A 26,685-nucleotide genomic window follows, 5' to 3' on the forward strand; every position below is an offset into this window, starting at 1 on the left:
CCCCACATGGGATTCTCTTTTTTGCACTGGTTTGGTGCTTTCCCCTATCCGATGTGACATACGCCAGATTGTGGAATGGGAAAAGCATTCTTTAAGGCGCTTTTTTTGCAATCTGACGTGGAACGCTCCTTGCCTTTCGGTCTGCGGCAGGGTTAATCCTAGGAATGTAATCCTTTACATAGATTTGCCGGGACCCTAAGATTCTGGTGGAGGAGATCTGCGGCATAGCAGGGGCCGAAGCTGCTTTTTGAGCACATCGGTTCTCCCTTATTTGTAATCGATTACATTACGGCACCTGATGAGGTCTGATTTGTGCCTAACCGGCTTCTCGTCGTGACGGAGGGTCAGTCCGTTTCCATTTCTTATGTGTGGCATCTAAATTGTCAGGAAGGAAGGTAGTCCTATGAAATCGTCTCCCCGCGCCGTTCTTTCGGCGATGCTTGCTTCGATCGCATTTCTTTCCGCCTCTGCAGGCGCGGCTGATGCTTATCCGAGCCGCCCCGTCGAACTCGTTGTTGCGTTTCAGCCGGGTGGCGGAACCGACTCGATGGCACGTGCGTTTGCAGACGCGGCAAGGAAACACTTCCCACAGCCAATCACCGTAATCAATAAACCCGGGGCGAGTGGATCCATCGGGCTCTCTTACGTCGTGAATGGGCAGGCCGATGGCTACCGTGTGGCCATGGTGTTCGCCGAGTTGCTCACGCTCCCGCTGCTGGATATTGGGAAGGTGACCTACGAAGACTTCCAGCCCATCGCCCAATTCAGTTCCGACCCGACCTCGGTTACGGTTCGAGCCGATGCACCATGGAACACCCTCGAGCAATTTGTGGCCTACGCCAAGGCAAATCCAGGCAAGGTGACCGTGTCCAACGCAGGTAATGGCTCTATCGGCCATGTCGCGGCGGCAGCGCTCGGGCAGAAGATCGGTGCGACGTTTACACACGTCCCGTATCAAGGCAATGCACCGGCGATCCTTGGCCTGCTCGGCGGGCAGGTTGAAGCGACCACCGTACCCTACGCTGAGTTGAGGCAGTATGTGGCCGCTGGAAAGCTGAAAACGTTGGCTGTCATGGCCGACAAGCGCATGCCGGAAATCCCGCAGGTGCCCACGCTGAAGGACAAAGCCATCGATCTTTCGGTTGGGGTGTGGCGGGGTATCGCCGTATCCAAGTCCACGCCACCAGACGTGGTGGCCAAGCTCCGCGCGCTCGCGGCAGATGTAGCCAGGGAGCCGTCCATGCAAGACGCGGTCAAGAACTTGCACATGACACTTGCGTATGTCGATGCGCCAGAGTTCAAGGCACTGATGTCCAAAGAGAGCGATCAGTTCAAGCGCATCTTGCCTGCTCTCGCATTGAAGCAATAGAAACCAGTCGGACCGCTGTTCGGAGGTGGTTGGCGCGCCCCCCAAATGTCGTGCTCAGCAGTCCATTCCGAACAGCCAAACGCCGATAAAAAATGTAATGGATTACATTTCCGTGAACCACGCTAGGTGGGCCACGACAAACTGTCTCTCAGGAGAAAACCGTTGACCAACACCACGAATCAGCAGCAAGCCGCCCAAGAGAAGGGGGTTGTCTACTACTTCAGCCGTCAAACCGAAGTGAGCTACTGGCAGCCGAAGCCGGCTAACGGCCATGTATCAGTAGTCGTCGCGCCAGGACTGACCAAGATGCAGCGCGATCTTGCGATGGGCACGCAAACGTTGCCGCAAGGCGGTCGCGTTCGTGAGCATGCTCACCCGGCCAATGAGGAGATCCTCCATTTCGTCTCCGGCATGGGGACGGCCATCGTCGACGGCGAAGAGTACAAACTTGAGCCCGGCGTCACGCTGTTCTTGGGCAAGCACAACTCTCACACATTCGTGAACACCGGGGACACCGATCTTCACTGGGTGTGGTTCATGACACCGAGTGGCTTGGAGACTTTCTTCCGCGAGGTGGGACGGCCGCGCGCCCATGGTGAAACCGCGCCGGAGCCGTTTGATCGCCCGGAGAACATCGCACAGATCGAAAGCGCTGGCAACGGCGTATTCGCTTACACCAAAAACTGACGTGAGGTTGGGCCTTGCTTGACGATATCTTCACGCTTGATCGGGGCGCCGGCGAGCCGGTTGTCCTGATCTCCGGACTGGGAGGCCTCGCCGCCTTCTGGAGGCCCGTGGTCGAGATCCTAGAGACCTCCCGGAGAGTGATTTCACTCGACCATCCCGGCGTCGGTAAAAGCAGGATCCAAGGCGCACCGACGATCTCCGGCATTGCGGATGCGGTGATCCGCTGCCTTGACGAGCGCGGCATCGAGCAGGCCGACATCATCGGCCATTCGACAGGATCACTGGTCGCGCAGGCCATGGCTCTGGATTTCCCGCCGCGCGTCAAGTCGATCGTGCTGAGTAGCGGTTGGGCGAAGCCGGATAAACGATTCCAGGACTTCTTTGCCTTCCGAAAGCATGTGCTGCGAGAGCTTGGCGGCGATGCGTACAACACGCTGACCAAGCTGACGGCCTATCCCTCGGAGTGGTACGGCAAGCATCTCGCAACCGAGGCTCGGCTGGACTTCCCGATGACTGCAGATGTCGATATCGACATGGTGATTGCACGGATCGACATGCTGCTTGACTACACCCGCTACAAGGAACTCGTTGCTCTGCGTGCCCCCACTCTGGTGGTGGGTGCCCAGGACGACTACATCATTCCTTTCCACCACTCGCAAGAACTCGCGCGCTTGATTCCGGGCGCCTGCCTGCAAGAGCTTGCTGGCGGGCACTTTGCTCCGGTTACCCGCACGGTGGCCTATGTGGCCATGTTGAACAAATTCTGGGAGAGCGCAGCATGAACACCACCAGCATCTCGCGAGTCGCACTCCTTGGACTCGGGGCAATCGGTAAGCGCGTCCTTGAGGCTTTGCGCAGCCGCCATCTTCCGGAAGCTAGCTTCGCCGCGATCGATCCCTCCGGTCATGCAGACGCCTTCATGCGTCTCTATGACATCTCCTTGTGCTCCGACGTTGCGTCGCTGGTTGCCTGGAAGCCGGACCTGGTTATCGAGTGCGCGGGTCATGCCGCAGTGAGCGCAGCCGTTCCTGAGTTGCTTCGGCAGGGCATACCGGTCGTCATCGCATCGATCGGTGCGCTAGCGGACGAGGGATTGCACCAGCGGCTGAGGCAGGCCGCCGAACAGGGGGAGACCAGGCTGATCCTGGTTTCCGGTGCGATTGGTGGGCTGGATGCACTCAGGTCCGCGCGCTCAGCGGGTCTGGATAGTGTGGTCTATGTAGGCCGCAAGCCGCCGCGTGCGTGGTTGGGTTCCCCCGCCGAGACGCAGTTCGATCTCAACTCGATAGCGGCACCAACCACGATCTTCCGCGGCACTGCAGCCGAGGCCTCGGCAAGCTATCCCAAAAACGCCAATGTCACCGCAGCCGTCGCCTTGTCCGGACTCGGATTCGATGCGACCCAGGTGGAACTGATCGCTGATCCCACCGTAGCCCGCAATGTCCACGAGGTGGAGGCCACAGGCCCTTTCGGCTGCATCAAGGTGCTGCTCGCAAACAACCCACTGCCCGACAACCCTCGCACCTCGTGGCTTGCTGCGCTGAGCATCGAGGAGGCCGTATTGAAACAACTGCAGCACGTCATCTTTTAAGGAAGAGCAAAATGAGAATCAAAGATAAAGTCGCCCTGATCACCGGCGCTGGAGCGGGCATCGGCGAAGCCACCGCAGAACTTTTTGCGCGCGAGGGCGCGAAGGTGATCGTTGCGGACCTGAACATTGACAATGCGCGTGCTGTTGCCGCGCGCATCGGCAAGAATGCGCTGGCTATCGAAGTCGACGTCGCGAGTAGCGAGCAAGTCAGGCAGATGATCCGACACGCTGCCGAGCATTTCGGTGGCATTGACATCCTCGTCAACAACGCAGGCTTCGGTACGCTCGGCAGTGTGGTGACGCTGGAGGAGGATGCGTGGGATAGTGTTATCGACGTCAATCGGTGTCATCAACTCGAGCTACTACGACAAGATGTTCAAGGAAGTTGCCGATCCGATCGCTTTCCGCAAGGGCCTCGAAGCACGGTCGCCGTTGAACAAGATGGGAGAGCCTATGGATATCGCCCAGATGATCCTCTTTCTTGCATCCGACGAGTCGAGCTTCGCCACTGGCGCGATGTTCACGGTCGACGGTGGCTATACGGCACGATAGGAAGCAACATGGTTCACGAACTCCGCGAGTACCACTTCCTACAGCCAAACTGGGACCGATACTGGGATCTATTCACTGGCGTGTGCATGCCGCTTCGTGGAACCGAGTTTGGGGTCCTTCGCGGAGCGTGGATCGAGCGCCACGAAGGTCGCGTAACGTTCCGACACCTGTGGGAGTATGCATCGCTGGATCATCGCGCTGAGCGACGCGTCGCTCTGTCTGCTAAGCCCGCCTGGCGCGAGGACTTTATCGCCAACGCCACGCGGTTGATCGACGGCCAGACATTGTCGATGCTCAGCCCAAAGCGCGTCACACTTTGCCGGAGCAACGCCGGCAGAACCGTCCAGCTCTTCAGGTTCTATTGCAAGGTTGGCGCGGTCGGCAAGCTGCTCGAGCGGCTCGAAGCCAGCGGCCCCGCTGGCTGGTCGACGTGGTCCATGGAGTTCCCGGATCCGAACGGAGTGATAGCGATTGGCGAGACCGTGTCGCCCGATGTCCCTGCGGCCATCAGCACTGGATTGGCTCGCGTAGAGGTGGCGGCGATAGAAGGGGTGAACGTACCTTCCGTGTAAAAAATGGCGGTAGCAGGGCTCGCAGCCGCCTGTGGCAAGGTGTTTCGCCGCAATGAGTCTCGCGCGATCTGTGTATATGTAAGTCCTTGATGGATCGCACTTTCCGGGACAAATCGCCAGAAAACTCACGGAAAGTACGACCCCTAGCCAGTTCGGCCATGTCGGTGGTCCCGCTTTGGTTTCAAGCGGAAGGCGTGGCGTCGGAGGCCGACATGCGATAGCCAGGGCCTGAGGAAACGGTCCCGACTGGCCCCGGTGTGGGCGCATCGGGCAGTTCCATCCGTTTGATGCGGCCAACCACGAGCCAATAGCAGAGGATGGCCACCAGCCCGTGTGCTCCCACGAAGACCAGCGCACCGCTGAATGAATGCGTCTCTGCGATGATGTAGCCGATCACGATCGGCGTCACGATGCCGGCCACGTTGCCCACGGCGTTGAACACGCCACCGGTGCTGCCGACGATACGCGCGGGCGCGGTATCGGCCACCACCGTCCACCCCAGCGAGCCGAAGCCCTTGCCGAAGACCATATCTTTACCGTGATGGGCGGCCTGGGCCTCCTGCTGGCGCTCGTCTGGATGCGCACGTATTTCTCACCGGCCGAGCATCCACGCGTCACGCGCGCCGAGATCGCCCATATCGAGGCGGGCGGCGCGCTGGTTCACCTGGGCGGCAAGCGCAAGAGCGACGCGCCACCGCCACGCCTGGCCGACATCGGCCTGCTATTCCGCAGCCGGATGCTAGTAGGCATCTTCATTGCGCAGTACTGCATCACCTCGATCACGTGGTTCTTTGTATCGTGGTTCCCAAGCTATCTGGTCAACGGACGCGGATTCTCGATCCTGCAGGCCGGTTTCGTCGCCGCAGTGCCGGCCATTTGCGGCTTTATCGGTGGGGTTTCCACGGGATTTGTGTCCGACGCGCTGCTACGCCGCACCGGTTCGTTGACGCTGGCGCGCAAGCTGCCTATCACGATCGGGCTGCTGCTCAGCGCCAGCATGATCGCCTGCAATTATGTGGACACCGACTGGCTCGTGATTGCCCTGATGAGCCTGGCGTTCCTTTGCCATATGGGGGCCAGCCACCGAGAGCGTGGCGCGGTCGCCTGTGCTCAGTGCCAACACGATGGTGATCAGGGCCAGGGTGATATAGCGATAAGAGCCGGCCTTGGGGGCGGCTGGGTCATGTATGCCGGACATGCAGCGTCTCCGAATAATGTATTGCCCCGGTCCGAATCGACGTCGCGGGGCTGCTTGGGCGAATCGTAGTGAACACGTACACATACCGAAAGCCCGTTGGGACGACGCTTCGGCATGGCGTCCCAGAGCGTGGGACAAACCGGCGCAACAACCCGCTTCGCAACGCATTGCAACTTGCCCCGGAATCCCGCCGCGACAACAATGAACACGTGTTCATTTCTCGAGTATGGCGGAGGCAATACATGTATATCAGCGAACAGTTGTTGAATCCGGACGAGCGCCGCTTGCGGCTCTCCACGCAACTGGGTGTGGAAAGCGTGGTCCTGGACAATCGCGGCACGGAACTGGTCTCGGCGACGGGCGGCGTGTCTGCCTGGGATACAGGCAAGCTGGTCGCGTATCGGCGCTGGGTGGAAGGCTTCGGCCTAAAGCTCGACGTGTTCGCGCTCGATGTCGGGTCGATCCTGCTTGATTCGCTGGTCGATCTCGGCAGCGCCCGCCGGCAGCGCGACATGCTGGCACAGAACATCCAGAAGGCGGCCGATGCGGGCATCACCTGCCTCAAGTACAACGTCCAGATGGTGGGGATCACGCGCACCGGACTGAAACCCGGCCGCGGTGGCGCGCAGAATTCGGGCTTCGTGTATGCCGAGTACTCGCCCGAGGACGACCGCAAGCATTCCTACTGGGGCGTCGGCTATCCCACCAACCAGGAAGAGGGTGGCGCGCAGAGCGCGATGCTGTGCGGCCAGAAGATGGCGCGCGACGTGCCGGCCGTGACCGAGCAGGCCGGCTGGGACGCGATCGAGTTCCTGGTGGAAGGGCTGGTGCCCGCTGCGGACCGCGCCGGCGTGCGGCTGGCCTGCCATCCGCACGATCCCGCCTATCCGGTGGGTGGGCTCAATGGCATCGAGCACGTGGTCGGCTCGGCCGACGGCATCCGCCGCTTCCTGGCGCTCAGTGACAGCCCGAACCACGGGCTCAACTTCTGCCAGGGCACGGTGGCCGAGATGTTCACCGAGCCCGGCAAGGCGATGATTCCGGTCATCGAGGAATTCGCAGCGACGGGACGCATCTTCATGGTCCACTTCCGCAATATCCGCGGCGGCTATCTCGACTTCCAGGAGGTCTTCCCCGACGAAGGCGATGTGGACATGTTCGAGGCCATCAAGGCGTACCAGCGCGGCGGCTATGCCGGCCCGCTGTGTCCCGACCACGTGCCGGTTTCCGATCTGGACGAGAACCGCGAACGCTTCATGTCCTTTGCGCTTGGCTATACGCGCGGCCTAGTGCAGGCGGCGGGAGCGTGGTCGACGGCCCCGGCACGGCAGGCCTGACACAGGCATGCGCGTCCCGGCGCGCCGTCAACTGCTTTCACGTGCGACTACGCTGAAACCGAGGTCCGCCACCGGCGGCAGGGCGTCGCCACCGTCGACAAGACGGGACAGCAGCATGCGGGCGGCCTGCTTGCCCATCTCGCGCGCCTGCACGCGCACGCTGGACAATGCGGGTTGGCTGGCTGAAGCAATCGCCAGATCGGAGAAGCCCACCACGGCCATACGCTGCGGCACGGCCCACCCCTCCTGACGGCAGGCGAGCAGGGCGCCCACGCCCAGCGTATCGTTGCTGCAGTACACGGCCTGGAGATGTGGCGCGCGTGCCATCAGTACGCGCATCATCCGCGCACCGTCCTCGATGGAGGACGGCGGCGCGACCACCTCGGTCTCGATCGCCGGCAATCCCAGCCGTGCCACCTCTTCGCGGAAACCTGCCAGCCGCTTGGCGGCGCGGTGTTCATGCGCGCCGAGGAAGCCCAGATGGCGATAGCCGCGCTGCGCCAGATGCCGCGCCACGGCGCCACCCGCGCCCTCGTTCGAAAAGCCGGCCACCATGTCGATCGGATCGTCGGTCAGGTCCCAGGTCTCGACCACGGGCTTGCCGAAGGCGCGCAGCTTGCGCCGGATCGCGCCGCCATGCTCGACGCCCGTCAGCACCAGTCCATCGACCTGCCGACCGATGAAGGTATCGATCAACGCCTCCTCGCCGGTCTCCAGATAGCGCGATTGCCCCAGGAGTAGCTGGTAACCACCCGATTCAAGGATTTCGCCCAGGCCATCCATCGTCTCTGCGAACCAGGCATTCGACAGCGTGGGCACGATGGCGCCGACGATGCGCGAGCGGCGCGTCGCCAGGCTCCCCGCATTGAGGTTGGGCACGTAGCCAAGCGCTGCGATGGCGGCCTGCACCAGCGCCAGTGTCTGCGGCGACACCAGCTCCGGGTGGCTGATAGCGCGTGACACCGTGACACGCGAGACACCGGCCACGCGCGCCACGTCGATCATCTTGCTGCTGTTTCCGGGGTGCGACGAATCAGAGGACATCGTTAAGGAAGGGTCAGTGCGCGGAAATGTGCGCCAAACATCGGCCGCCGCCGGGGCTGGCCGCATTCCGTCCCAAGCCGTGGGACGTGCCTCGCGCCGTGCCATGGAGCGGCTTGTATTGTCAGTGAGCTTCTCGAAGAATGGAAGCAAGTCAAAGCCGCCGGGCAGGCTGGCCCGGCGATCACCGCGACAACACCACACACCGCGCATGACATCCGCATCCACGATCCAGCCGGCGCGTCATCGATCGGCGCCGGCAACGGCGCCCAGCTAGCGGCACACGCTTTCGACATCGGGCCCGCCACATCCCATTCCAAGAACGGGCCTTCCACAATCAGGAGACAACATGCTGCACCGCAGAAGCTTTCTTGCGGCGTGCACGGCTGCGGCCGTCGCCACGCTCTGCACACCGTTTGCCGGACTGGCCCAGGGGTCGGACAACTGGCCGTCCCGGCCCGTGCGCATCATCGTGCCGTTCCCCGCGGGTGGCACCAGCGACATCATGGGGCGCCTGATTGCCGACCAGCTTGGCAAGGTGCTGAAGCAACCGTTCATTGTCGAGAACAAGGGTGGTGCCGGCGGCGTGATCGGCGCGGAGCAGGCGGCGAAGGCGTCAGCGGACGGCTACACGCTGCTGCTGTCGGGTATCGGCAGCAATGCCATTGCGCATGGCATGTCGCCTCGGCCGAACTACGACTCGTCGAAGGATTTCATCCATATCTCACAGCTTGAATCGGGCCCGAACGTACTGGTGGTCAATCCATCCTTCCCGGCGAAGACATTCAAGGAGTTCGTCGCCTATGTGAAGGCGAATCCAGGCAAGGTCAACTACGGCGTGACGAACGCTTCGTCGGGGCACCTGGCGATGGAGTTGCTGCGCCAGACGGCGAAGCTGGACATGGTGGGCGTGCCGTATCGCGGAGGTGGGCCCGCGCTGACCGACGTGCTGGCCGGGCAGATCCCGACGATGTTCGTCAACCAGGATGCCGTGCTGCCCTACGTGAAGGCCGGCAAGCTGCGCGCGCTTGCCGTGACCAGCGAGCAGCGCAATCCGCTGTTCCCGGATGTCCCGACCGTTGCGGAGTCCGGCTACCCCGGTTACTCGGCGGTGTCGTGGGTGGGCCTGTCCGCACCAAAGGGCACGCCGAAGCCGATCGTCGACAAGCTTGAAGCCGCCATGATGACGGCATTCAAACAAGCCGCCGCGCGCGAAAAACTGGAAGCCAACGGCTTCGTCGTGGTGGCGTCGAACTCGCATGACTACACGACTTTCGTCAAGACCGAAACCGACCGCTGGGCCAAGGTGATCCAGGGCGCAGGTATCAAGGCCGAATAACTCCTCATCCAACCATCATGACGACTTCAGACCGTATCGAATCCATTGACCTCTCGCTGGTCATCCTGCCGCTGGCCGCACCCATCAGCGACGCCAAGGTGCTGACGGGCCGCCAGCGGCCGCTGACTGAGATCGCGTTCATCTTTGCCGAGATCTTCACAAAGGACGGCCACTCGGGCACCGGCTTCGGCTACTCCAAGCGGGCGGGCGGCCCCGGCATGTTCGCGCATGCCAGGGAGCTGGCCGGCGAGCTGATCGGCGAGGATCCCAACGATATCGGCCGCCTGTTCAACAAGCTGTTGTGGGCCGGCGCATCGATGGGGCGCAGCGGCATGACCACGCAGGCCATTGCCCCGTTCGACGTGGCGCTGTGGGACCTGAAAGCCCGCCGCGCCGGACTGCCATTGGCCAAGCTGCTGGGCGCGCACCGCGATTCGGTGCAGTGCTACAACACGTCGGGTGGCTACCTGTCGATGCCGCTCGACCAGGTGCTCAAGAACATCGACAAGTCGCGCGAGAACGGCATCGGCGGCATCAAGATCAAGGTTGGCCAGCCTGATACCGCCGAAGACCTGCGGCGCGTGAAGGCCGTGCGCGAACATCTGGGCGACGCCTTTCCGTTCATGGTGGACGCCAATCAGCAGTGGGACCGTGCCACGGCACAACGCATGGGTCGTACCCTGGAGGCCTACGACCTGGTATGGATCGAGGAGCCGCTCGATGCGTACGACACCGAAGGCCACGCCGCGCTGGCCGCATCGCTCGACACCCCCATTGCCACTGGCGAAATGCTGACCAGTTTCGGCGAGCACGCGCAACTGATCACGGCGGGTGCGTGCGATTTCGTGCAGCCTGACGCACCGCGTGTAGGTGGCATCACGCCGTTCCTGCAGATCATGCAGCTTGCCGATTTCAAGGGGCTGCGGCTGGCGCCGCATTTCGCGATGGAGATCCATCTGCATCTGGCGGCCGCCTATCCGCGCGAACCGTGGCTTGAACATTTCGAATGGCTGGAGCCGATGTTCAACGAGCGCCTGCAATTGCGCGACGGGCGCATGGTGGTACCCGATCGTCCAGGTCTTGGCTTCAGCCTGAGCGAACAGGCCCGGCGCTGGACGAAGGATACGGCGAGCTTCGGCAAGCGGCCCTGAAGCGGGGCCCTGAAGCAGAAAGGGGCGCCTGATTGTCAGGCGCCCCTTTTCTTGCACAGGCCACGCGCTTGCACGGCAGCCTGCCGGGTGGGCCTACAGCGTGTAGTCCACGGCGGCCCACTCGAAGTACGGCTTCAGGTCTGCCACGAGCGCCTGGTGCAACGGGTGGAACAGATAGGCGTCGAGCGCGGCTGCATTGGCCACCTCCGATTCCAGCACGTAGTCCCAGCAGATCGGCCGGTCCATCTCGTTGCGCGCAAAATGCCACGAAGTGATGGCTGGAATCCCGGCGCCAAGGGCCGCCATGCGCGCCGCAAGCGCGGCCTCGCGCGGGGCGTCTGGCGCCACATCGGATTTGCGCCGGAACAGGACGATGTGTCTCAGCATGGCACCCCCTTGCGGTCGATCAGCCAGGCTGGCGCATCCTGCAGCGCAACGGGACGCAGGAAGCGGTCGAGGGCGGCGTAGCCCACCGACGTGGTAGCCGGTGCCGTCGACGCGGGGAACGGGCCGCCATGGTGCTGCGCGGCGGTCACGGCAACACCCGTCGGCACGCCTGCAAACAGTACGCGCCCCGCCACCTGGGAAGCGGCGCGAACCAGGGCAAGCGTTGCGGCATCGGGTGCGCCCGTGCCGGCGTCGACACCCCATAGCGTCACCGTGAGTGATCCGCCTACCGCACGCAGCATGTCGATGACCTGCGACGGCGCATCGGTGCGGACCACCAGCGCCGCCGCGCCGAATACTTCCTCATGCAAGCCAGTATTGGCGATGAAGGTTGCGGCGTCGGTTTGCGCCAGATACGGGCGCGGCGTGGCATCGGCATTGGCCACATCCGCCACCAGCGGACGGACGCCCGCCGCCTGGCCCCAGCGCGCGGTACCCTTGTCGAACGCGTGACGGATACCCGGCGTCAGCATGGCATGCGGGGTCAGGCCGGCAAGCTGCGTGGCGAGCGCGTCGACGAACGCGTCGCCAGCCGCATCCTTCGGCACGAGGATCACCCCGGGGCTCGTGCAGAACTGGCCGCTGCCCTGGCAGATGGACCCGGCAAGCGTCTGCGCCAGTTCCGTGGCATCGCCGCGCAACGCCGGCGGCAACACGATCACCGGGTTCACTGATCCCAGTTCGCCGAAGAACGGAATCGGTCGCGGCCGCTGCGCCGCGATCCTGGCCAGCGCCGTGCCGCCCACGAACGAACCGGTAAATGCCACGGCGGCAATGGCGTCTGCCTGTACGAGCTGGACGCCCGTGGYGATGGCCGCGCCTTCCACAAAGCCGATCAACCCGGCAGGCAGCTTCTGGTTGGCCATTACCTCCCGCGCGAGCGCCGCGGTCTGCCGCGACAATTCCGGATGGGCGGGATGGGCCTTGACTACCACGGGGCAACCGGCGGCCAGTGCAGACGCCGTGTCGCCGCCGAGCACCGAGAACGCAAACGGGAAATTGCTGGCCGCGAACATCGCCACGGGACCGAGCGGCACGCGGACGCGCGTCAGGCGAGGGCGGCCGGCAGGCGGTGCGCCAGCGACGGCCGCATCGTCCTGAACCGCAAACACGGCGCCTTGTTCGGCCACGTCGGCAAATCCACGCAACTGAAATGCCGTGCGATCGAGTTCGCCATTGAGCCGCGCCGTACCAAGCGCGGTTTCTCGGTCGGCCAGCGGGATAAGGCGCTCGCGTCCGGCCTCCAGTGCTTCGGCAAGGCCGCGCAGCAGACGCGCCCGTGTGGCGCCGGTGCTCGCTGCCCAGTCGGCGGACGCCGCGGATGCCGCAGCCACTGTGGCCGCGATCTGTGCGGGCGTCGATGCCGGCCATGCTTGGCCTGACGGCTGGCCCGTGCGGGCATCGATCGATTGCAGGGTTGGGGTATCGGTCACGCGCTTACTCGCTCTTCAGGTGATAGCCGCGCGCGGCATAGTCAAAGGCCACCAGCTCGTTGATGGTCGCGGTCTTGTCGGCTGGAGACGCGTAGTAGGCGCGGATCTCCTTGATCTTGCCGGTGGCGGGATCGAAGTCGTACCACTCGGCGCCGCGCAGGGCGGTGCCACTCTTGTTCTTCCAGTGCGTCCATTCGATCATCGCCTCGGGCTTGTCGTGGCTGATCAGGATGCGTTCGATGGTCCATTGCGAGCCGAGCGTCTCGACGCACCAGATCCATTTCCTTGCGATGGTGTCGGCCGAGCGCCAGGGCACCTCGGGCAGCCCGGCCGGGAAGTAATGCACCGCGTCGGGTGTGAAGCAGTCCACCAGCCCCCGGTAGTCGGCGGCGTTGCAGGCGTCGAAGTAGCGGCGGATCAGGGCGTCGTAGTAGTCGGGCGTGAATGTCGTCATGCGGAATTCCTTGGCAGTGGCGGGATTCAGCGGGCGCCGCCGGCGGCCGCAATCGGGGTGACGGGCGCGATCCGCGGCCGGCCGGCGGCCACCCATTCGCGATGCTGGGCGCGTGTGGCTTCACAGGGCGGGTACAGCCCCCACAACGCCTCGCCGGCCTGCACGCGCAGCGCCAGGTAGGCCTCGATGTCGTCGCGCCGTTCGCAGAGATCAGCCATTTCCTCGGCCAGATGGGCGGGCACGACGGTAATGTTGTCGCCGTCGCCGTGGATCACGTCACCGGGATAGATGGCCACGCCGGCGCAACCGATGGGCACCTGCAGGTCCGCCACGTGGTGATACGACAACCGCGTGGTGGCCGTGACGCCGGTGCTCCAGATCGGAAAGTCCATCTGGGACAGCTCGACGCCGTCGCGGAACGTGCCGTCGGTAATCACGCCACGTGCACCGCGCATCATCATCCGCGTGATCAGCATGTTGCCCATCGAGGCGGCGCGTCCGTCGCGGTTGCTGTCGATCACCAGCACATGGCCGGCTTCGATCTGCTCGACGCCGACCCATTGCAGATTGTCGGCCGACGGTTCGGTGGTCAGGTTGCCGTAGACGTCGATGTCTTCGCGCGCGGGGATGAATCGCATCGTGTACGCGCGGCCCGCAAACGGCTTGATCTTCGTGTTCAGCGGCTTCAGGCCATGCAATACGGGCTGGCGGAAGCCCTTGATGTAGAGCTGGGTCGTGAGCGATCCACTGGTCACCTTCGCCAGGCGGTCCAGTACGGAATCCGGCACATAGGGGGCCGGAGCCCGTTGCGGAATGGTGGTGAGCGGCGGCGGGGTGACGACGTGCATGCTGTGTCTCGCTGAATGAAAGTGTTGGGTGTGCTCTGATTTGTCCCATATGCTGGGACAGCTGCAGCCAGCGTGGATCGTGTGCGTCGCGCCGCTGCCTTGCAGGCATCCTAGTCAGCTTTCGGCGGTTTTAGAATGGCCGCAGGCTGGCGCCGACGGCGAATCGGCGGCCGATTTCCAAATACTGAGACAAACCGCTATGTCCGCGAATCCTGGTGACGGTACCGGCGCAATCGAGAAGGCCATCGATGTACTCGAGGCCGTTGGCGCGGCCCCCGACGGGCTGAGCCAGACTGAGTTGACCGAGCAACTGTCGCTGCCCCGCACGACGATCTATCGCCTGCTGGCCACGCTGGTGGCGCGCGGCATGCTACGTCGTGATCCCGCGCGCAAGGTCTACCGGCTGGGCTTTCGTTGCTTCGAGATGGCGCGGCAGGCCTACACGATGCCCGACCTGGTGGCGGCCGCGGCCAATGAGATGCGTGGTCTGCGCGACCTGACCGGCGAGACGTGCTACCTGGCGACGCTGGACGGACTTGAGGTGATTTCCCTGGAGCGCTGCGACGGCGCGCATAGCGAGCGCTCGGCGGCAGCGCTGGGCCAGCGCAAGCCGTTGCACTGCACCAGCCAGGGCAAGGCGATCCTGTCGGCGATGAACGGCGCCGCGCGTGACAACATCGTGCGGGAACTGACGCTCAAGCCACTGACGCCGCTGACGATCACGGACCGGCGTCGCCTGAACGCCGAACTGAACATCACGGCCGCACGCGGCTATGCCATCGACGACGAGGAGATCGTGCTGGGCGTGCGGTGTGTCGGCGCGCCGATCGTCGACAGCCAGGGCGCGGTGCGCGGGGCGATCAGCGTGGCCGGGCCGGCGTACCGGCTGACGCGCGAGCGGCTGGAACTGCTGGGTCCGGAGATCGCCGAGGCCGCGCGGCGCGTGGGCGCGGAAATCGGGGCACTCAAGCCCATTGCACCCGGCAGCGCCGTGCAGGCGGTGCCGGGGCCATGGGCGTTTCAGGGCGCGTATCCGTTCTGGGACGCGGATGCGAACCGCCTGCGGTGGGCCGATGTGCTCGCGCCGGCGGTACGCTGCCTCGATGTGGCCCCCGACGGCACCATGCAGCATCGGGTGCTGGTGCGCGTCGAGGCGCCGATTCGGGCGATGCAGCCGATGGGCGATGCGCTGCTTGTGGTGCACGACAACGGCGTGGCAATCGTGGGCGCGGATGGCAGCATACGGCCGGCCGACGCCTGGCAAGGAGCGGCGTCTGGCGTGCGGGCGCTGTGCGCGGACAAGGACGGCACACTGTGGGTGGCGGTGCCTGTGTCAGCCGGTGGCTGTCAGGTTGGCGCGTGGCGCGAGGGCGAAGCGTGGCAGCTCCAATGGAACATCGCCGAACCCGTGCAAGCGTTGCGCTGGTCCGCCGATGGCGGCCACCTGTATGCCACGACGCCGGGCTCTGGCTCGATTCTCGTACTGGATCCAGAGAGCCGGGCAGTGCGCCGGCTGGCCACGGTACCCAAAGGCGCGGGCAGGCCACATGGCCTGGCCATCGACGACGGCGGCGGTATCTGGACGGCGCTGTGCGACGGCTGGAGCGTGATGCGGTTCCTGCCCGATGGCACGCTGGACCGGGTGGTCGGCATGCCGGTGCCGTGTCCGTCGGACGTCTGCGTGGGCGGGGCGCAGGGCGACCGCCTGTTCATCACGTCGTCGCGGCAGCAGGTGCCGCTTGATGTGCTGGGCAAGGCAGCGTTGTCGGGGTGCCTGTTCGAACTGCACCTGTAGCGGCACGTGGCCTGCGAGGCCGATCCTCAACAATCGCCCGGATTTTCCACATGCTGGAACTGGCTGGGTATCGTGCACGGGAACGGCGCATCCGACGATTCCGTAACGGGGCGCTGGTCTATAGCATGTGAGACATACCTCGGGCACTGAGCCGGGGGTTGCCATCCGCAATGACAAAGTCCAGGACGTGGGACGACCTGGCTATACCGGAGACCCCAGTCCATGGCCAATGCTGCAAACACATCGGCGCTCCAGTTCCAGGGATACGTACGCGGCGACGGTCGCGTGGCCACCCGAAACTACCTGGGCGTGCTGATCGTCGGCAACTGCGCGGCGACAGCGGCCCGCAAGGTGGCGGACCATTTCACGGCCGAACGACTGGCCGCCTATCCCAACGTGGACGGCGTCGTGCCGTTCATCCACGAGCTCGGATGCGGCATGGAAAAGAGCGGCGAGCCGATGGACCTGCTGCGCCGCACGCTGGGCGGCAGCATCCGCAACCCGAACGTGGCCGGCGCCGTGGTGCTGGCCCTGGGGTGCGACCGCAACAACATCTACGCGTTCCTGGAGCAGGAGGAACTGGTGGAAGGGCCCATGTTGCACTCGGTGGTGCTGCAGGAGGTGGGCGGCACCACCAATTCGATCGAGGCCGGCGTGAAGGCCATCGAAGCCATGCTGCCGGCAGCCAACCAGTTCGCGCGCCAGACGGTGTCGGCCGCACACCTGACGGTCGGCCTGCAGGGCGAAGCGCTCGATGCCGAAGCGTCGCGTGTCCAGGCCGCCATCGGCGCGGCCGCTGATCAACTGGTCGCGGCCGGCGGCACGGTTATCGTTTCCGACACTGCCGCCACGGGTGCCGGGCTGGCGCAGCGGGCCAGGACCGATGCGCTGAAGCAGGAAGTCGAACAGACCATCGTCTGGTGGCGCGCCTACACGGCCGGCCGTGACACCGTAAAGCCTGCCGAGGCTACGCCCGGCGTGCCCGCGTGGTATGGCGCCGGTGCGCTGGACGCCGCTGTCCGGTACGCCGAGCCGCTCGCCGACGGCCAGCACGGCCTGGTGCTGATGGATTCACCCAGTCATGAGGCGGTGTGCGCCAGCGGCCAGGTGGCCTCGGGCGCAACGCTGCTGTGCGTGGCCCGGCCTGAAGCCACCGGCTTCGGCGCCGCCGCCGTGCCGACCGTAAACGTCGCCGTGAGTGCCACGCAGTTTGCCGAATACGAAGACGACCTTGATATCGATGGGTCGCAACTGGTGGCCGAAGGTGCCAGTGCCGAGCAGGCCGGCTTGCGGCTGCTGCAGCAGTGGCTCGCGTATGCATCGGGACAGCAAGCGCAGAGCGAATACTTTGGCACCGGCGAATCGAAATTCATGCCCTGGTCGATCGGCGTCTTTGCATAAGGAATTCCCATGAACAAAGTCACTGTAGAACCGAAGCCGCTCCGCATTCCGCCGGCCGCCAAGCCGTCCGCCGATGTGCTGCGCAACCCGTTTATCCGGCTGGATCCGAAAGACAACGTCGTGGTGGCACGCGTCGAGGTGGAGGCCGGCACGCTGGTGCCCAACGAAGGCGGCGGCACGGCGCTGCTCACGCTGGAAAAGGTGCCGGCCGGGCACAAGGTGACTACGCGTGCCATCCAGCGCGGCGAGCCGATCCTCAAGTACAACACGGTGATCGGCTTCGCACGCGAGGATCTGCCCGCCGGCACCTGGGCACACAGCCACAATATCGTGTTCGACGATGTGGTGAAGGACTATCGCCATGGCCTGGACTACGTGCCGACCCGCATCCTGCCGCCGGAGCAGCGCGCCCGCTTCATGGGCATCGTGCGGCCGGACGGCCGTGTTGCCACGCGCAACGTCGTCGGAATCTTCGCGATCAGCCATCGCGCGGGGGCGGTGGTGCGCAAGATCGCCTCGGCATTCCGGCCGGAAGCCATCGCCRGATACGCGAACGTTGACGCCGTAGCGGGCTTTGCGCATGACCAGGGCGCCGGCATGGAACTGAGCGGCGAGCCAATGGCGATGCTGCGGCGTACGCTGGGCGGCACGATCCGCAACGTCAACACGGCAGCGGCGCTGGTGGTGGCCTATGGCGAGGAAGAGAACGAACTGCTGGCCTTCCTGCAGGATCAGGGCCTGGCGCCTGGCCCCACGCTGCGCACGCTGGTCATCCGCGAGGCGGGCGGCAGCCGCAAGGCCGTCGATGCCGGCGTGGCCATCGTCCGCGAGCTGCTGCCCGAGGCCAACCGCGTGCACCGGGAGCCGGTCTCGGCCGAGCATATTTCGATCGGCCTGCAGTGCGGCGGCTCGGACGGGTTCTCGGGACTGTCGGCCAACCCGGCGCTGGGACGCGCCATGGAACTGCTGATCGAGAACGGCGGTACGGCGATCCTCTCGGAGACGTCGGAAATCTTTGGCGTCGAGCACACGCTGACCGCGCGCGCCCGCACGCCCGAAGTCGGCCAGAAGCTGGTGGCGCGCATCGACTGGTGGCTACGCTACAACGCCGGCCGCGATACGCAGATCAACGGCCAGGTCAGCCCGGGCAACAATGCAGGCGGGCTGGCCAACGTGCTCGAAAAATCGCTGGGCGGCGCCAAGAAGGGCGGCAATGCCCCGTTGATGGAGGTGTACGAGTACGCCGAGCGCGTCACGCAGCATGGCCTGGTCTTCATGGATACGCCGGGCTACGACCCGGTGTCCGCCACCGGCCAGATTGCAGGCGGCGCGAACCTGATCTGCTTCACCACGGGCCGGGGCTCGTGCTTTGGCTCCTTGCCGGCGCCGACCATCAAGCTGGCGAGCAATACGCCGATGTACGTGCGGATGGAGGCGGACATGGACATCAACTGCGGCCCGATCATCGACGGGGACGCCACGCTCGAGCAGATGGGCCGCGAGATCTTCGCGCGCATTCTGGACCACGCGTCGGGCACCAAGACCAAGAGCGAGGCGCTTGGGGTGGGCGAGCACGAGTTTGTGCCCTGGCCCGTTGGGGTCACGGTCTGACGCCTGGGTGCAGGGTTCACCCGCGCGAGACGCAGAATAGGCGGCCCGCGGCCGGGACGGAGCGCAGCACACCGGGCGCTACCGACTGCCGGGCGCTGGTGACGTGGAGCTTCTCGCCCGTTTCTCGGCCGGTGGCGACGCTCATTGGGGGGTGCGCCGGCAACGGATCAATGCAGCCGTCGGCCAACGGTTCCGCATCCAATTCGCCCGACAAGCCTTTGCTTGACCGGCCACCGCACGGAACATATCCGCCGGACTCCACATACAAGCCCTTCAGCAAGGTCGTTGCGATGCCGCAAAGTGTGGTGCGAACGCGTGAACTTGTGCGGATGGGGGCGTCATCCATTGCCTGATGAATGCCGGCGTTTTGTTTGTCCGGCGATTCTATGGCGCGGGTCTGACAATCCCAACGGTGTTCCATCAGGTGAAACGCTGGCACACGTGCGCGTGCCGTCGGTGGTATCGGTTATGGCCTGCCTAGACGCGGAAGAGGCTGATCAGTACGCCGTAAAACGCCAGGACTTGTAGATCGCCACATCATTTCGCGAGCCTGCGAAAGTTGCTGTGTATGTGCCGGCAGCGATGGGCTGCGTGGGGAGCAGGAACACTACCCCTCGAAACAAGCTCGTGTCCTCGACAGCCGAAGCCACCGAGCCAGCCTTGGATTCGGCAGGCACGAGTATGCGAGCCGGTACGCGACTGCCGCCAGGCCCCGTCAGGATGAAGTTCGAGACCTTCAGCACGTCAGATGGCTTTTCAACATTGACGCGAAACATGATCGGGGGACCGGCTCTGGCCAGATCGGGCGCTGGATTCGGGATCTCGTTGCCAGGAATGAACAAGCCGTGGACGTTGGCATTGTCGGCCGGGTAGTGGGCGCCAGTGCCGGGAGGCAGTTGTTGGCCGCCCCATTGGGCGAGGCCATAGCCACCGGTTCCGGCTGCGGTCACCACACCAAAGTTCGTCACGCAGTAATTGTCATGCATGGCAATGCCGATGGTCTCCTGATTGCTGGTAATCCCTTGCAAGTGGTAAACCGAGTTCGCCATCGTGGCAAGACAGCGACCAATCTCGCCGTTGTAAGCATTCTGTCCAACCCATTGCTTGTGCCAGCCGCCCACGGTGAGTACTTGCTGGTACGGATCGGGACTGGTGAAACCAGGATTCCCGGGGATCTCCGTGTGGCTCATCACCGCGTTGAGCTTCATATACTCCAGGTGGTTCTCGGCCGCGGCGTCCAGGGCGGCGTCTTGCCGCAACGCGCCTACACCCATTGCGATGCGCAGGGAGTTGAGCGCATTGAAGAATTCGAGGCGCGGGTCGGTTCTGGAGTAAGTGGATGTGAGCGCGATCGCAGTCGAAGCAGAAGACGACGATTCCTTCCTGATGGTCGGTGTGCGTGGCAGGTTTGAAGCGATCGTTGGAGGGGTGGCGCCAGCGCTACCTATGCTGGCGCAGACCGCGACGAAGGTAGACATCGCGGCAATTGCGAAGAGGCTCTGTTTCACGTTTTTCCGGTTATTTTAGGTCTGTACAAGCGGGGCTAAGGATCCGCGGGTGACCCTGGTAAATCCGCTTCCGGAGACTTAACGCGATACTGGGAAGATTCGTGCACAGGTGCATGCGCGCCTGGCGCGACTAGCCGGGGGCGTGGGTAGGGCGCGCCGTCGGCGCCCATGCAGATGCAAGAACCTAGAGACTGTCCAGGTACCCCCGGAGAGGGATCTGAGTATTAGTGTTTGACACGTAACGCACCCGGATGCAGTAGCACCAGGATCCGATAGGGGCCGGCGAGTCACGCAGGCGCACTACAAGCGTTTCGCGTGCTCGAGGGAGTGGACCCCAACCACCCCACGCATGACGTTTAGGCCTTCGGTGGACGCCCGGTCTTGATGGCTTCGACTTTTGCGACCGCAGTTAGCAATCGCTCTGGCGATTTCGCGGCAAGAAGCAGCAAACCTGCTCGCAGGATCTCGCAAGGCAATGTCGACTGGCGGCAAGTGGTAGTGCATCACTAGACGTGAACTAAAAATCACATAATCATTATTATGTTAAATTGTTATGCTACATAACAATGAGCACGGCGATCCCATTGGTTTAAGTGCGACCCCGATTGCTGCGGCAGCCTGCAGGCAGCGACGCTGCTCACGACTCGATATCCAGCCGCGGTCGACTCGGCCTAGCGGTGTATGGCGCACATCGTCATCTGCAAACATACGCTGGCCGGCGGAGATTGTGTGGTGACAAACGCAATACCCTTCGCCTCCAAACCTACAATGGTTTACGTGGGCGACTTCACGCAGATGTTTGACTGATACCGGATGCGTCATCGCGGCTATCCCACAGGCATTGCCCCATGCCGCTGGCAGATCAGCATTGCGCCGACATCCGACCGCGGCAGGCCATGGATGGCGGTCCAGAAAGGAGCATGATCGATGCGCTTGCCCGGGAGGCCCGGTACACGACTGCCAGGCATTGCCATCGCGGCTGGGGTCGTCATTGCTGGCCTGATCATGGTCGGGCGCGTCATCGGCTTGCTGATTGACTGGCTGTGGTTTTCCTCCGTCGGCTACGGCGACGTTTTCTGGACGATCTTTGTCACCCGGGCGCTTCTGTTCGGCGCCGTCTTCGCTGTTTCGGCGTACGCGCTATGGCTGTCCGGATGGTTGGCGCACCGCCATGCAAGGCGCCTGGGCACGCGGGGCGCGGACACGGTCCTTCCGCCAGGGGCGCCGGAAGTCCTGAGTGAATTGATCGGCGAAGTCGCGCAGCATCTTCGCTGGCGCACCACCATCGCCGGCGTGGCCGTCCTGCTCGGCTTGCTCATCGCCACGGGTGATATCACTAACTGGGACATCGCGCTTCGTTTCGTCAAGCAGGTGCCGTTCGGCAAGGCCGATCCAATCTTCGGCAAGGATATCGGCTTCTACCTGTTCTCGCTGCCTGCCTATGTCGCGCTCAGGAACTGGCTGCAACTGTTGCTCGGTGGCTGCGCGGGCGTCGCCGCCGTGGTCTACGGGTTGCGCGGCGACATCGCGATCATGCTGCCACCGCGCAGGTTGTCGCCAGCCGCCGCCGCGCACGGTTCGATCCTGCTGGGCTTGTTCTTCCTCCTGCAGGCCTGGTCTTACTGGCTCGATCGCTTTCTGCTGCTTTACGGCGACAATGGTGTCGTGGTGGGCGCCAGCTATACCGATGCCCACGTCCAGTTGCCCGTCCTGTGGTTACTTGCGGGCCTCGCCGCCGCGGCCGCGGTCGCGACATGGGCCAATTTGCGTTGGCGGGACTATCGGGTTCCCGCCGTCTCGATACTGACGATATTCGGCGGCGCAATCGTACTCACCCTGATCTATCCGGCGCTGTTCCAACGGTTCTACGTCAAGCCGAACGAACTACAGCTTGAGACGCCGTATATCAGGAACAGTATTGCGTTGACGCGGGAGGCCTATGGGCTGGCGCGGATCGCGGTAAAGCCGTTTCCGGCCGAACAAAACCTGAATCTCGCCGCGCTCGACGCCAATCGGGCAACCGTCGACAACATCCGTTTGTGGGACCTGCAGCCGTTGCGGGATACCTACGCACAGTTGCAGGAGATCAGAACCTATTACCGGTTCCTTGCGACCGATATCGACCGATACTGGCTCAGTGCCGGCTACCAGCAGGTGATGCTGTCGGCGCGGGAACTGGAGCCATCGCTGCTTCCGGCCAACGCCCAGACCTGGGTGAACCTGCATCTCCTGTTCACCCACGGCAATGGCGTCGTCATGTCACCGGTCAAGGAGAAATCCCCGGAAGGCCTGCCGACCCTCTATCTGCAGAATATTCCGCCTGTCTCCACCGGCGGGCCGACCATCCAGGAGCCGCGGCTGTATTTCGGAGAAGGCGGCAAGGACTACGTCATCGTCAATGGCAGCACGCCCGAATTCGACTATCCCAAGGCCGAGGAAAATGTCTACACGACTTATCACGGGCGGGACGGCATTGCCATTGGCAACCTGGCGCTCCAGGCACTCTTCGCCTGGCAATTCAGCGATCCCAATATTCTCGTAAGCGAGTATGTCGCGCCCGCGAGCCGGATCCTGCTCCATCGCAATATTCAGGATCGGGTGCGCACGATCGCGCCGTTCCTCACCATCGACCATGATCCCTATATCGTCGTAAGCGACGGGCGCCTTTTCTGGATCCAGGATGCCTACACTACCAGCCGGTGGTTCCCGTACTCGCCGCCGGGTTCCGAGGATGGCGACAACTACATCCGCAATGCGGTCAAGGTGGTGATCGATGCCTACCATGGCACGGTCGACTTCTACGTCAGCGATCCTGCCGATCCGCTCGTGCAAACGTACCAGCGCATCTTCCCGGGCCTGTTCAAGCCTCTGGGCAAGATGCCAGAGACGCTGCGGCAGCATATCCGCTACCCTGAAGATCTGTTCCTGATCCAGGCACAGGTCTATCGCGCGTACCACATGGAAGCGCCGGAAGTCTTCTATAACCGCGAGGATCTCTGGCAGTTCCCGCGCAACCTGGCCGACATCGACGCGGCGAAGGCTCCCGCCACGCCGATGATGCCCTACTACATGATCGTGCGGCTTCCCGCGGAGCCGCGTGCCGAGTTTGTTCTCATGCTGCCGATGGTACCTAGCCGGCGCGAGAACATGATTGCCTGGCTGGCGGCGCGTTGCGATGGACCCGATTACGGCAAACTCGTTGTCTACACGTTCCCCAAGGACAAGCTGGTCTACGGCCCGTTCCAGATCGAGGCACGCATCCAGCAAAATACGGAAATCTCACAGCAGATCTCGCTGTGGAACCAGATGGGTTCGCGCGTCATCCGCGGCCACCTGCAGGTCGTGCCCATCGAGGGCTCGATTCTTTACGTCTCGCCGCTCTACTTACGTGCGGAATCCGGGCAATTGCCTGAGTTGAAGCGCGTGATCGTCGCCTATGGAGACCGCGTCGTCATGGAGGAAACGCTGGGCGCGGCCCTGGCGGCGCTCTTCAAGGATACGCCTCCGGCGGGGATACCGCCCGGAGGCGCCGGAGGCAAGCGCGCCCGCGACGCATTAGCGCACTACAACCGAGCCATCGAGCGATTGAAGGCGGGAGACTGGGGCGGCTTTGGCATGGAACTCGATGCCATGCGCCCACTGCTTGAAGCGCTCGGCACGGAAGGTTCCGATGGACGGAAATAACCTGACTGCCCAACGGCAGCCTCCGGCCGATACTGTTTGAAAGACTCGGCATCAGTTGGCGTCGGCAACTCTCCCTGAGATCATCGATCGACGAGGGTATCAGCCATGATGGGTCAACAAAGTGGATCGCAGGACCGGCTCTTCTACTCGTTCAACCTTGACGACCATACCCTCGAATCACCTCTTATGAGGCATTGATCGATTCTTTGATCTTGTCGATCTGCGCCAGCATCTGGCGCCTCATTGCTGCCACACCGGAGGTCCATAGATCCAGAGCTGATGGTCCGCATGCTCATCGTGGGCTACTGCTTTGGCATTCGGTCCGGGCGTCGCCTCTGCGAAGAGATTCTCTTGAGCCTGGCCCGTTCGCCATCGGCCGCTTAAAGCACATCCGCGCTTCTCAAGTCGCCCTGCCCTTTCCTCTCGTCTGCATCCGTCGGGATTGTCGTGGTCGAACCAAGGCGTCGGCTGTTAGTTACCGGCTACTGTGCATGTCTGCCGATTGAGCGACCTCAATTGCGTGCTCTCGCGGCTTGGCGGATACTGGGTGCGGGCAACACGCAATGGTTGCCCGACTTCTTCATGGACGTTCCGCGGCTCTCGCTACCGGTCGAGAGCCGCTTTTTTCTGGGTCGCACCTTCGCGCAACGTTGAGCGTCGGGTTGCGCGGCCGCCGCTCACGTCGTCACACAGAACGTCCTAGTAAGCCTATAGGTTCTTGGATAGCCGATTGGAGCACTATCGGCCAAGGACGACGCGCGCGCAATCGGTCATTCCTGCGGGATAAGGAAGCGCTCGGGGCGCTTGCCCAGCCACGCCGGCGACCGGCCGCGTCCCGACCATGTCTTGCCGGTTTTGGGATCCATGTACTTCGGGGGAAGTGCCGGCTTGTCTTCGGCAGCGGGAGCGGTAGCGGCACCGGCAGGTCGGCCCCGACGCCGCCGCGGCGCCACGTCCTCCGGCGACAGGTTATACCGAGCCATCAGATCGCGAATCTGCTCAATAGCGGTCGCGACTTCGTTGGTGCGCGCCTCTTCGATCTGGGCTTCCAACGCCTGCTTCTGCGCCACCAGTTCCTGATACGTTGCCATTGTCTTCTCCAATTTTCCAGTCACAATCGACTTATACTCATTCCGGAGACGGTTCGCAAGGTATTCGCTGTCTAAAAGCTGCTGGCCAATTAAGCCCGGACGAGCTCGTCGTATTGATTTCTGGTTTGGCTCTTGGCGGAAAGGAAATTCGGCGATGACAAACGCATGGCAACCGCCCTTAAGCGCGCATACGGGTTCCCGGCAAAAAGTCCCCGCCTGAAGATGAGTTAGAGCCCATTGCGGGCGTGCCGGCATTAGACCAGCGCTCACCAGCGGCGCCAGTGCATTGGCCGACCGTCGCCCCAATTAGAGGGCTCTTGAGGTGCTACTTCACGAACAGGTTCTTGAATGCGCCTACGGCCTACGTTTCCGTCTTCCGGCCCTACTGGGCCTATTTCTTGACCAGTTGGCGATACGAGCCAGAACCAGTCATATGAGCCCCCACCAAGCCAATACTTGTGCTTGTTCACAATAAGGGTGCCCTTGTATTTACCCGCGTGGACAATTTCTAGGGTGTTTCCCTCGGTAACGAATCGCTCTTCCGCATCGCCGACGCTCACTATGTGAACGGCCCGTGACGTAACCCATGCCGTGCTTAGGAAGTAGATCGAGCGTCCGTCCGGCGAAAAGACCGGCGAATTTAGCCCGGCTAAAGCCTGCTTTGGGTTTTTGTGAGCGCGACCTTCAACTAGGCTACGCGCACCCGAGGCGTCGACACCAACTATCCAGATTTGCTCCGCATCTTCCGAACCAAGCGCGGTGTCAACTGGTCGGTGAGGTGTTCGACGAACAAAGGCAACACGTTTGCCGTCGGGAGATAAGGTTGGGGTGGCATCTAGCCCGCTCGTGGTGAGTTGTCTCGCGAAGCCGCTGTCATCGACAAAGACAATATTTCCATCTTCTGCCCTAACAGAGCCCCCGTTTGCTTCCGTGGCAAAAAGCGTAACAAGCAGCAGGGCAATCGATAGCAGGTTCATTGGTAGCCTCGGCATAGCGCCCCCTCCTTCGAGCATTTTCCTCGACGGACATTATGAGGGGCTACTCTGCTTGCGTAACTGTGCCGCAGCCCGCTTCTTGCCAAGGTAGTTCAACTTGCCCAACATTGAAACGTGAGCAGCATGGACAAGTTGACGGGGGCGCCTCAATGGCAATGCGAATAACGGCGGTCATGGTTGACCAAATCCGCTAACAAGGCTCTTACACGGGCACCAAAACGAGCAAGGGGCTACAGCGCAAATGCTGTAACCCCTTGATTTAAATGGTGGGCCTCCCGTGAGTCGAACACGGCGCCAACGGATTATGAGTCCGCTGCTCTAACCAGGCATGAGCTAGAGGCCCTATGGAGCGGGTGAAGGGAATCGAACCCTCGTCGTAAGCTTGGAAGGCTTCTGCTCTGCCATTGAGCTACACCCGCAGTGCGCGGCATGATAGCAGCTAGTACAACATCCCGTAAATAGATTTAATAATTATCAGGCTGTAGGTACGGCTCCAGGAGCGTGACGACCACCTGGGCCATCTCGTCGAGCGAGCCTGCGCCTGGCAACGGCTCCCAACGCCCACTATGGTTGCGAAAGGC

At 63.1% G+C, this 26,685-nt stretch carries 21 protein-coding genes, 2 tRNA genes and 2 pseudogenes; 14 read left to right on the forward strand and 11 right to left on the reverse strand.

Translation table 11 applies throughout. The features are described from left to right. Positions 1-403: 403 nt before the first annotated feature. The 5 genes from AC1DK4_RS31700 (at position 404) to AC1DK4_RS31720 (ending at position 4,771) form a co-directional block, all read left to right on the forward strand. Entirely contained in the window at positions 404-1,369 is a 966-nt protein-coding gene (locus AC1DK4_RS31700; RefSeq protein WP_441623350.1) for a Bug family tripartite tricarboxylate transporter substrate binding protein, read from the forward strand. Between the two features lie 162 nt (positions 1,370-1,531). After that, on the forward strand, positions 1,532-2,056 hold the full coding sequence (locus tag AC1DK4_RS31705) for a cupin domain-containing protein (protein ID WP_441623352.1): 525 nt from the start codon (positions 1,532-1,534) through the stop codon (positions 2,054-2,056). Positions 2,057-2,070: 14 nt separating this feature from the next. Then, positions 2,071-2,838, forward strand: coding sequence for an alpha/beta fold hydrolase (locus AC1DK4_RS31710; RefSeq protein WP_441623354.1), 768 nt, complete (start codon positions 2,071-2,073; stop codon positions 2,836-2,838). Further along, complete coding sequence (locus AC1DK4_RS31715) at positions 2,835-3,647, forward strand: aspartate dehydrogenase (RefSeq protein WP_441623356.1); 813 nt, start codon at positions 2,835-2,837, stop codon at positions 3,645-3,647. Before AC1DK4_RS31710 ends, AC1DK4_RS31715 begins: the two co-directional genes overlap by 4 nt. 11 nt (positions 3,648-3,658) lie before the next feature. Beyond that, positions 3,659-4,771 carry an SDR family NAD(P)-dependent oxidoreductase gene (locus AC1DK4_RS31720; protein ID WP_477132006.1) on the forward strand — a complete coding sequence of 371 codons (1,113 nt, stop codon included), beginning with the start codon at positions 3,659-3,661 and terminating at the stop codon, positions 4,769-4,771. Positions 4,772-5,033: 262 nt separating this feature from the next. Here AC1DK4_RS31720 and AC1DK4_RS31725 read toward each other — a convergent pair. Further along, positions 5,034-5,294: pseudogene (locus AC1DK4_RS31725) on the reverse strand (MFS transporter); the annotation flags it as partial. Between the two features lie 18 nt (positions 5,295-5,312). On the opposite strand from AC1DK4_RS31725, the gene AC1DK4_RS31730 reads away from it, so the two are divergent. Both AC1DK4_RS31730 and AC1DK4_RS31735 read left to right on the forward strand, forming a co-directional pair. Next, a complete protein-coding gene (locus AC1DK4_RS31730) occupies positions 5,313-6,038 on the forward strand; it encodes an MFS transporter (RefSeq protein WP_441623387.1) in 726 nt (241 codons plus the stop codon). Positions 6,039-6,211: 173 nt separating this feature from the next. Then, positions 6,212-7,306, forward strand: coding sequence for a mannonate dehydratase (locus tag AC1DK4_RS31735; protein ID WP_441623362.1), 1,095 nt, complete (start codon positions 6,212-6,214; stop codon positions 7,304-7,306). 27 nt (positions 7,307-7,333) lie between these two features. On the opposite strand, the gene AC1DK4_RS31740 is transcribed toward AC1DK4_RS31735, so the two are convergent. Then, positions 7,334-8,311 carry a LacI family DNA-binding transcriptional regulator gene (locus tag AC1DK4_RS31740; RefSeq protein WP_441623364.1) on the reverse strand — a complete coding sequence of 326 codons (978 nt, stop codon included), beginning with the start codon at positions 8,309-8,311 and terminating at the stop codon, positions 7,334-7,336. 385 nt (positions 8,312-8,696) lie between these two features. Between AC1DK4_RS31740 and AC1DK4_RS31745 the strand changes: the two genes are divergently transcribed. Beyond that, on the forward strand, positions 8,697-9,686 hold the full coding sequence (locus tag AC1DK4_RS31745; protein ID WP_441623366.1) for a Bug family tripartite tricarboxylate transporter substrate binding protein: 990 nt from the start codon (positions 8,697-8,699) through the stop codon (positions 9,684-9,686). 17 nt (positions 9,687-9,703) lie between these two features. Beyond that, the gene (locus AC1DK4_RS31750; protein ID WP_441623368.1) at positions 9,704-10,837 is read left to right on the forward strand and encodes an L-talarate/galactarate dehydratase; all 1,134 of its coding nucleotides are present in this window, start codon (positions 9,704-9,706) and stop codon (positions 10,835-10,837) included. Between the two features lie 93 nt (positions 10,838-10,930). Here the strand turns inward: AC1DK4_RS31750 and AC1DK4_RS31755 are convergent, their stop codons facing one another. From AC1DK4_RS31755 to AC1DK4_RS31770, 4 genes are read right to left on the reverse strand one after another with little or no spacing between them, the layout of a single operon-like run. Continuing rightward, positions 10,931-11,224, reverse strand: coding sequence for a Dabb family protein (locus tag AC1DK4_RS31755; protein ID WP_441623370.1), 294 nt, complete (start codon positions 11,222-11,224; stop codon positions 10,931-10,933). Beyond that, the gene (locus AC1DK4_RS31760) at positions 11,218-12,717 is read right to left on the reverse strand and encodes an aldehyde dehydrogenase (NADP(+)) (RefSeq protein WP_477132007.1); all 1,500 of its coding nucleotides are present in this window, start codon (positions 12,715-12,717) and stop codon (positions 11,218-11,220) included. The genes AC1DK4_RS31755 and AC1DK4_RS31760 overlap by 7 nt, the downstream gene beginning before the upstream one ends. Before the next feature lie 4 nt (positions 12,718-12,721). Next, the gene (locus tag AC1DK4_RS31765) at positions 12,722-13,171 is read right to left on the reverse strand and encodes a nuclear transport factor 2 family protein (RefSeq protein ID WP_441623374.1); all 450 of its coding nucleotides are present in this window, start codon (positions 13,169-13,171) and stop codon (positions 12,722-12,724) included. A 26-nt stretch (positions 13,172-13,197) separates the two neighbouring features. Next, positions 13,198-14,019, reverse strand: coding sequence for an RraA family protein (locus tag AC1DK4_RS31770; protein ID WP_441623375.1), 822 nt, complete (start codon positions 14,017-14,019; stop codon positions 13,198-13,200). A gap of 49 nt (positions 14,020-14,068) precedes the next feature. Here AC1DK4_RS31770 and AC1DK4_RS31775 point away from each other — a divergent pair, with 49 nt between their 5' ends. From AC1DK4_RS31775 to AC1DK4_RS31785, 3 genes are all read left to right on the forward strand, one after another. Continuing rightward, the gene (locus tag AC1DK4_RS31775) at positions 14,069-15,814 is read left to right on the forward strand and encodes an IclR family transcriptional regulator domain-containing protein (protein ID WP_441623377.1); all 1,746 of its coding nucleotides are present in this window, start codon (positions 14,069-14,071) and stop codon (positions 15,812-15,814) included. A gap of 222 nt (positions 15,815-16,036) precedes the next feature. Beyond that, positions 16,037-17,215, forward strand: a complete 1,179-nt coding sequence (locus tag AC1DK4_RS31780; RefSeq protein ID WP_441623379.1) for a UxaA family hydrolase — start codon at positions 16,037-16,039, stop codon at positions 17,213-17,215. 9 nt (positions 17,216-17,224) lie between these two features. Continuing rightward, on the forward strand, positions 17,225-18,826 hold the full coding sequence (locus tag AC1DK4_RS31785; protein WP_477132008.1) for a UxaA family hydrolase: 1,602 nt from the start codon (positions 17,225-17,227) through the stop codon (positions 18,824-18,826). Positions 18,827-19,323: 497 nt separating this feature from the next. Here the strand turns inward: AC1DK4_RS31785 and AC1DK4_RS31790 are convergent, their stop codons facing one another. Continuing rightward, positions 19,324-20,334 (reverse strand): CAP domain-containing protein, encoded by a 1,011-nt coding sequence (locus AC1DK4_RS31790; protein ID WP_441623383.1) that lies wholly within the window; start codon positions 20,332-20,334, stop codon positions 19,324-19,326. 927 nt (positions 20,335-21,261) lie between these two features. Between AC1DK4_RS31790 and AC1DK4_RS31795 the strand changes: the two genes are divergently transcribed. Together AC1DK4_RS31795 and AC1DK4_RS31800 are read left to right on the forward strand one after the other, a co-directional pair. Beyond that, the gene (locus AC1DK4_RS31795) at positions 21,262-24,018 is read left to right on the forward strand and encodes a UPF0182 family membrane protein (RefSeq protein WP_441623385.1); all 2,757 of its coding nucleotides are present in this window, start codon (positions 21,262-21,264) and stop codon (positions 24,016-24,018) included. 105 nt (positions 24,019-24,123) lie between these two features. Beyond that, positions 24,124-24,381, forward strand: a pseudogene (locus tag AC1DK4_RS31800) (transposase); the annotation flags it as partial. A 407-nt stretch (positions 24,382-24,788) separates the two neighbouring features. Here AC1DK4_RS31800 and AC1DK4_RS31805 read toward each other — a convergent pair. From AC1DK4_RS31805 to AC1DK4_RS31820, 4 genes are all read right to left on the reverse strand, one after another. Further along, positions 24,789-25,109 carry an H-NS histone family protein gene (locus AC1DK4_RS31805; protein WP_441624493.1) on the reverse strand — a complete coding sequence of 107 codons (321 nt, stop codon included), beginning with the start codon at positions 25,107-25,109 and terminating at the stop codon, positions 24,789-24,791. 266 nt (positions 25,110-25,375) lie between these two features. After that, the gene (locus AC1DK4_RS31810) at positions 25,376-26,086 is read right to left on the reverse strand and encodes a TolB family protein (protein WP_441624495.1); all 711 of its coding nucleotides are present in this window, start codon (positions 26,084-26,086) and stop codon (positions 25,376-25,378) included. Between the two features lie 282 nt (positions 26,087-26,368). After that, positions 26,369-26,447, reverse strand: a tRNA-Ile gene (locus AC1DK4_RS31815). Positions 26,448-26,449: 2 nt separating this feature from the next. After that, positions 26,450-26,523 (reverse strand) — tRNA-Gly (locus AC1DK4_RS31820). Between the last annotated feature and the right edge of the window lie 162 nt (positions 26,524-26,685).

It is taken from the genome of Cupriavidus sp. 05N38 (assembly GCF_056397345.1).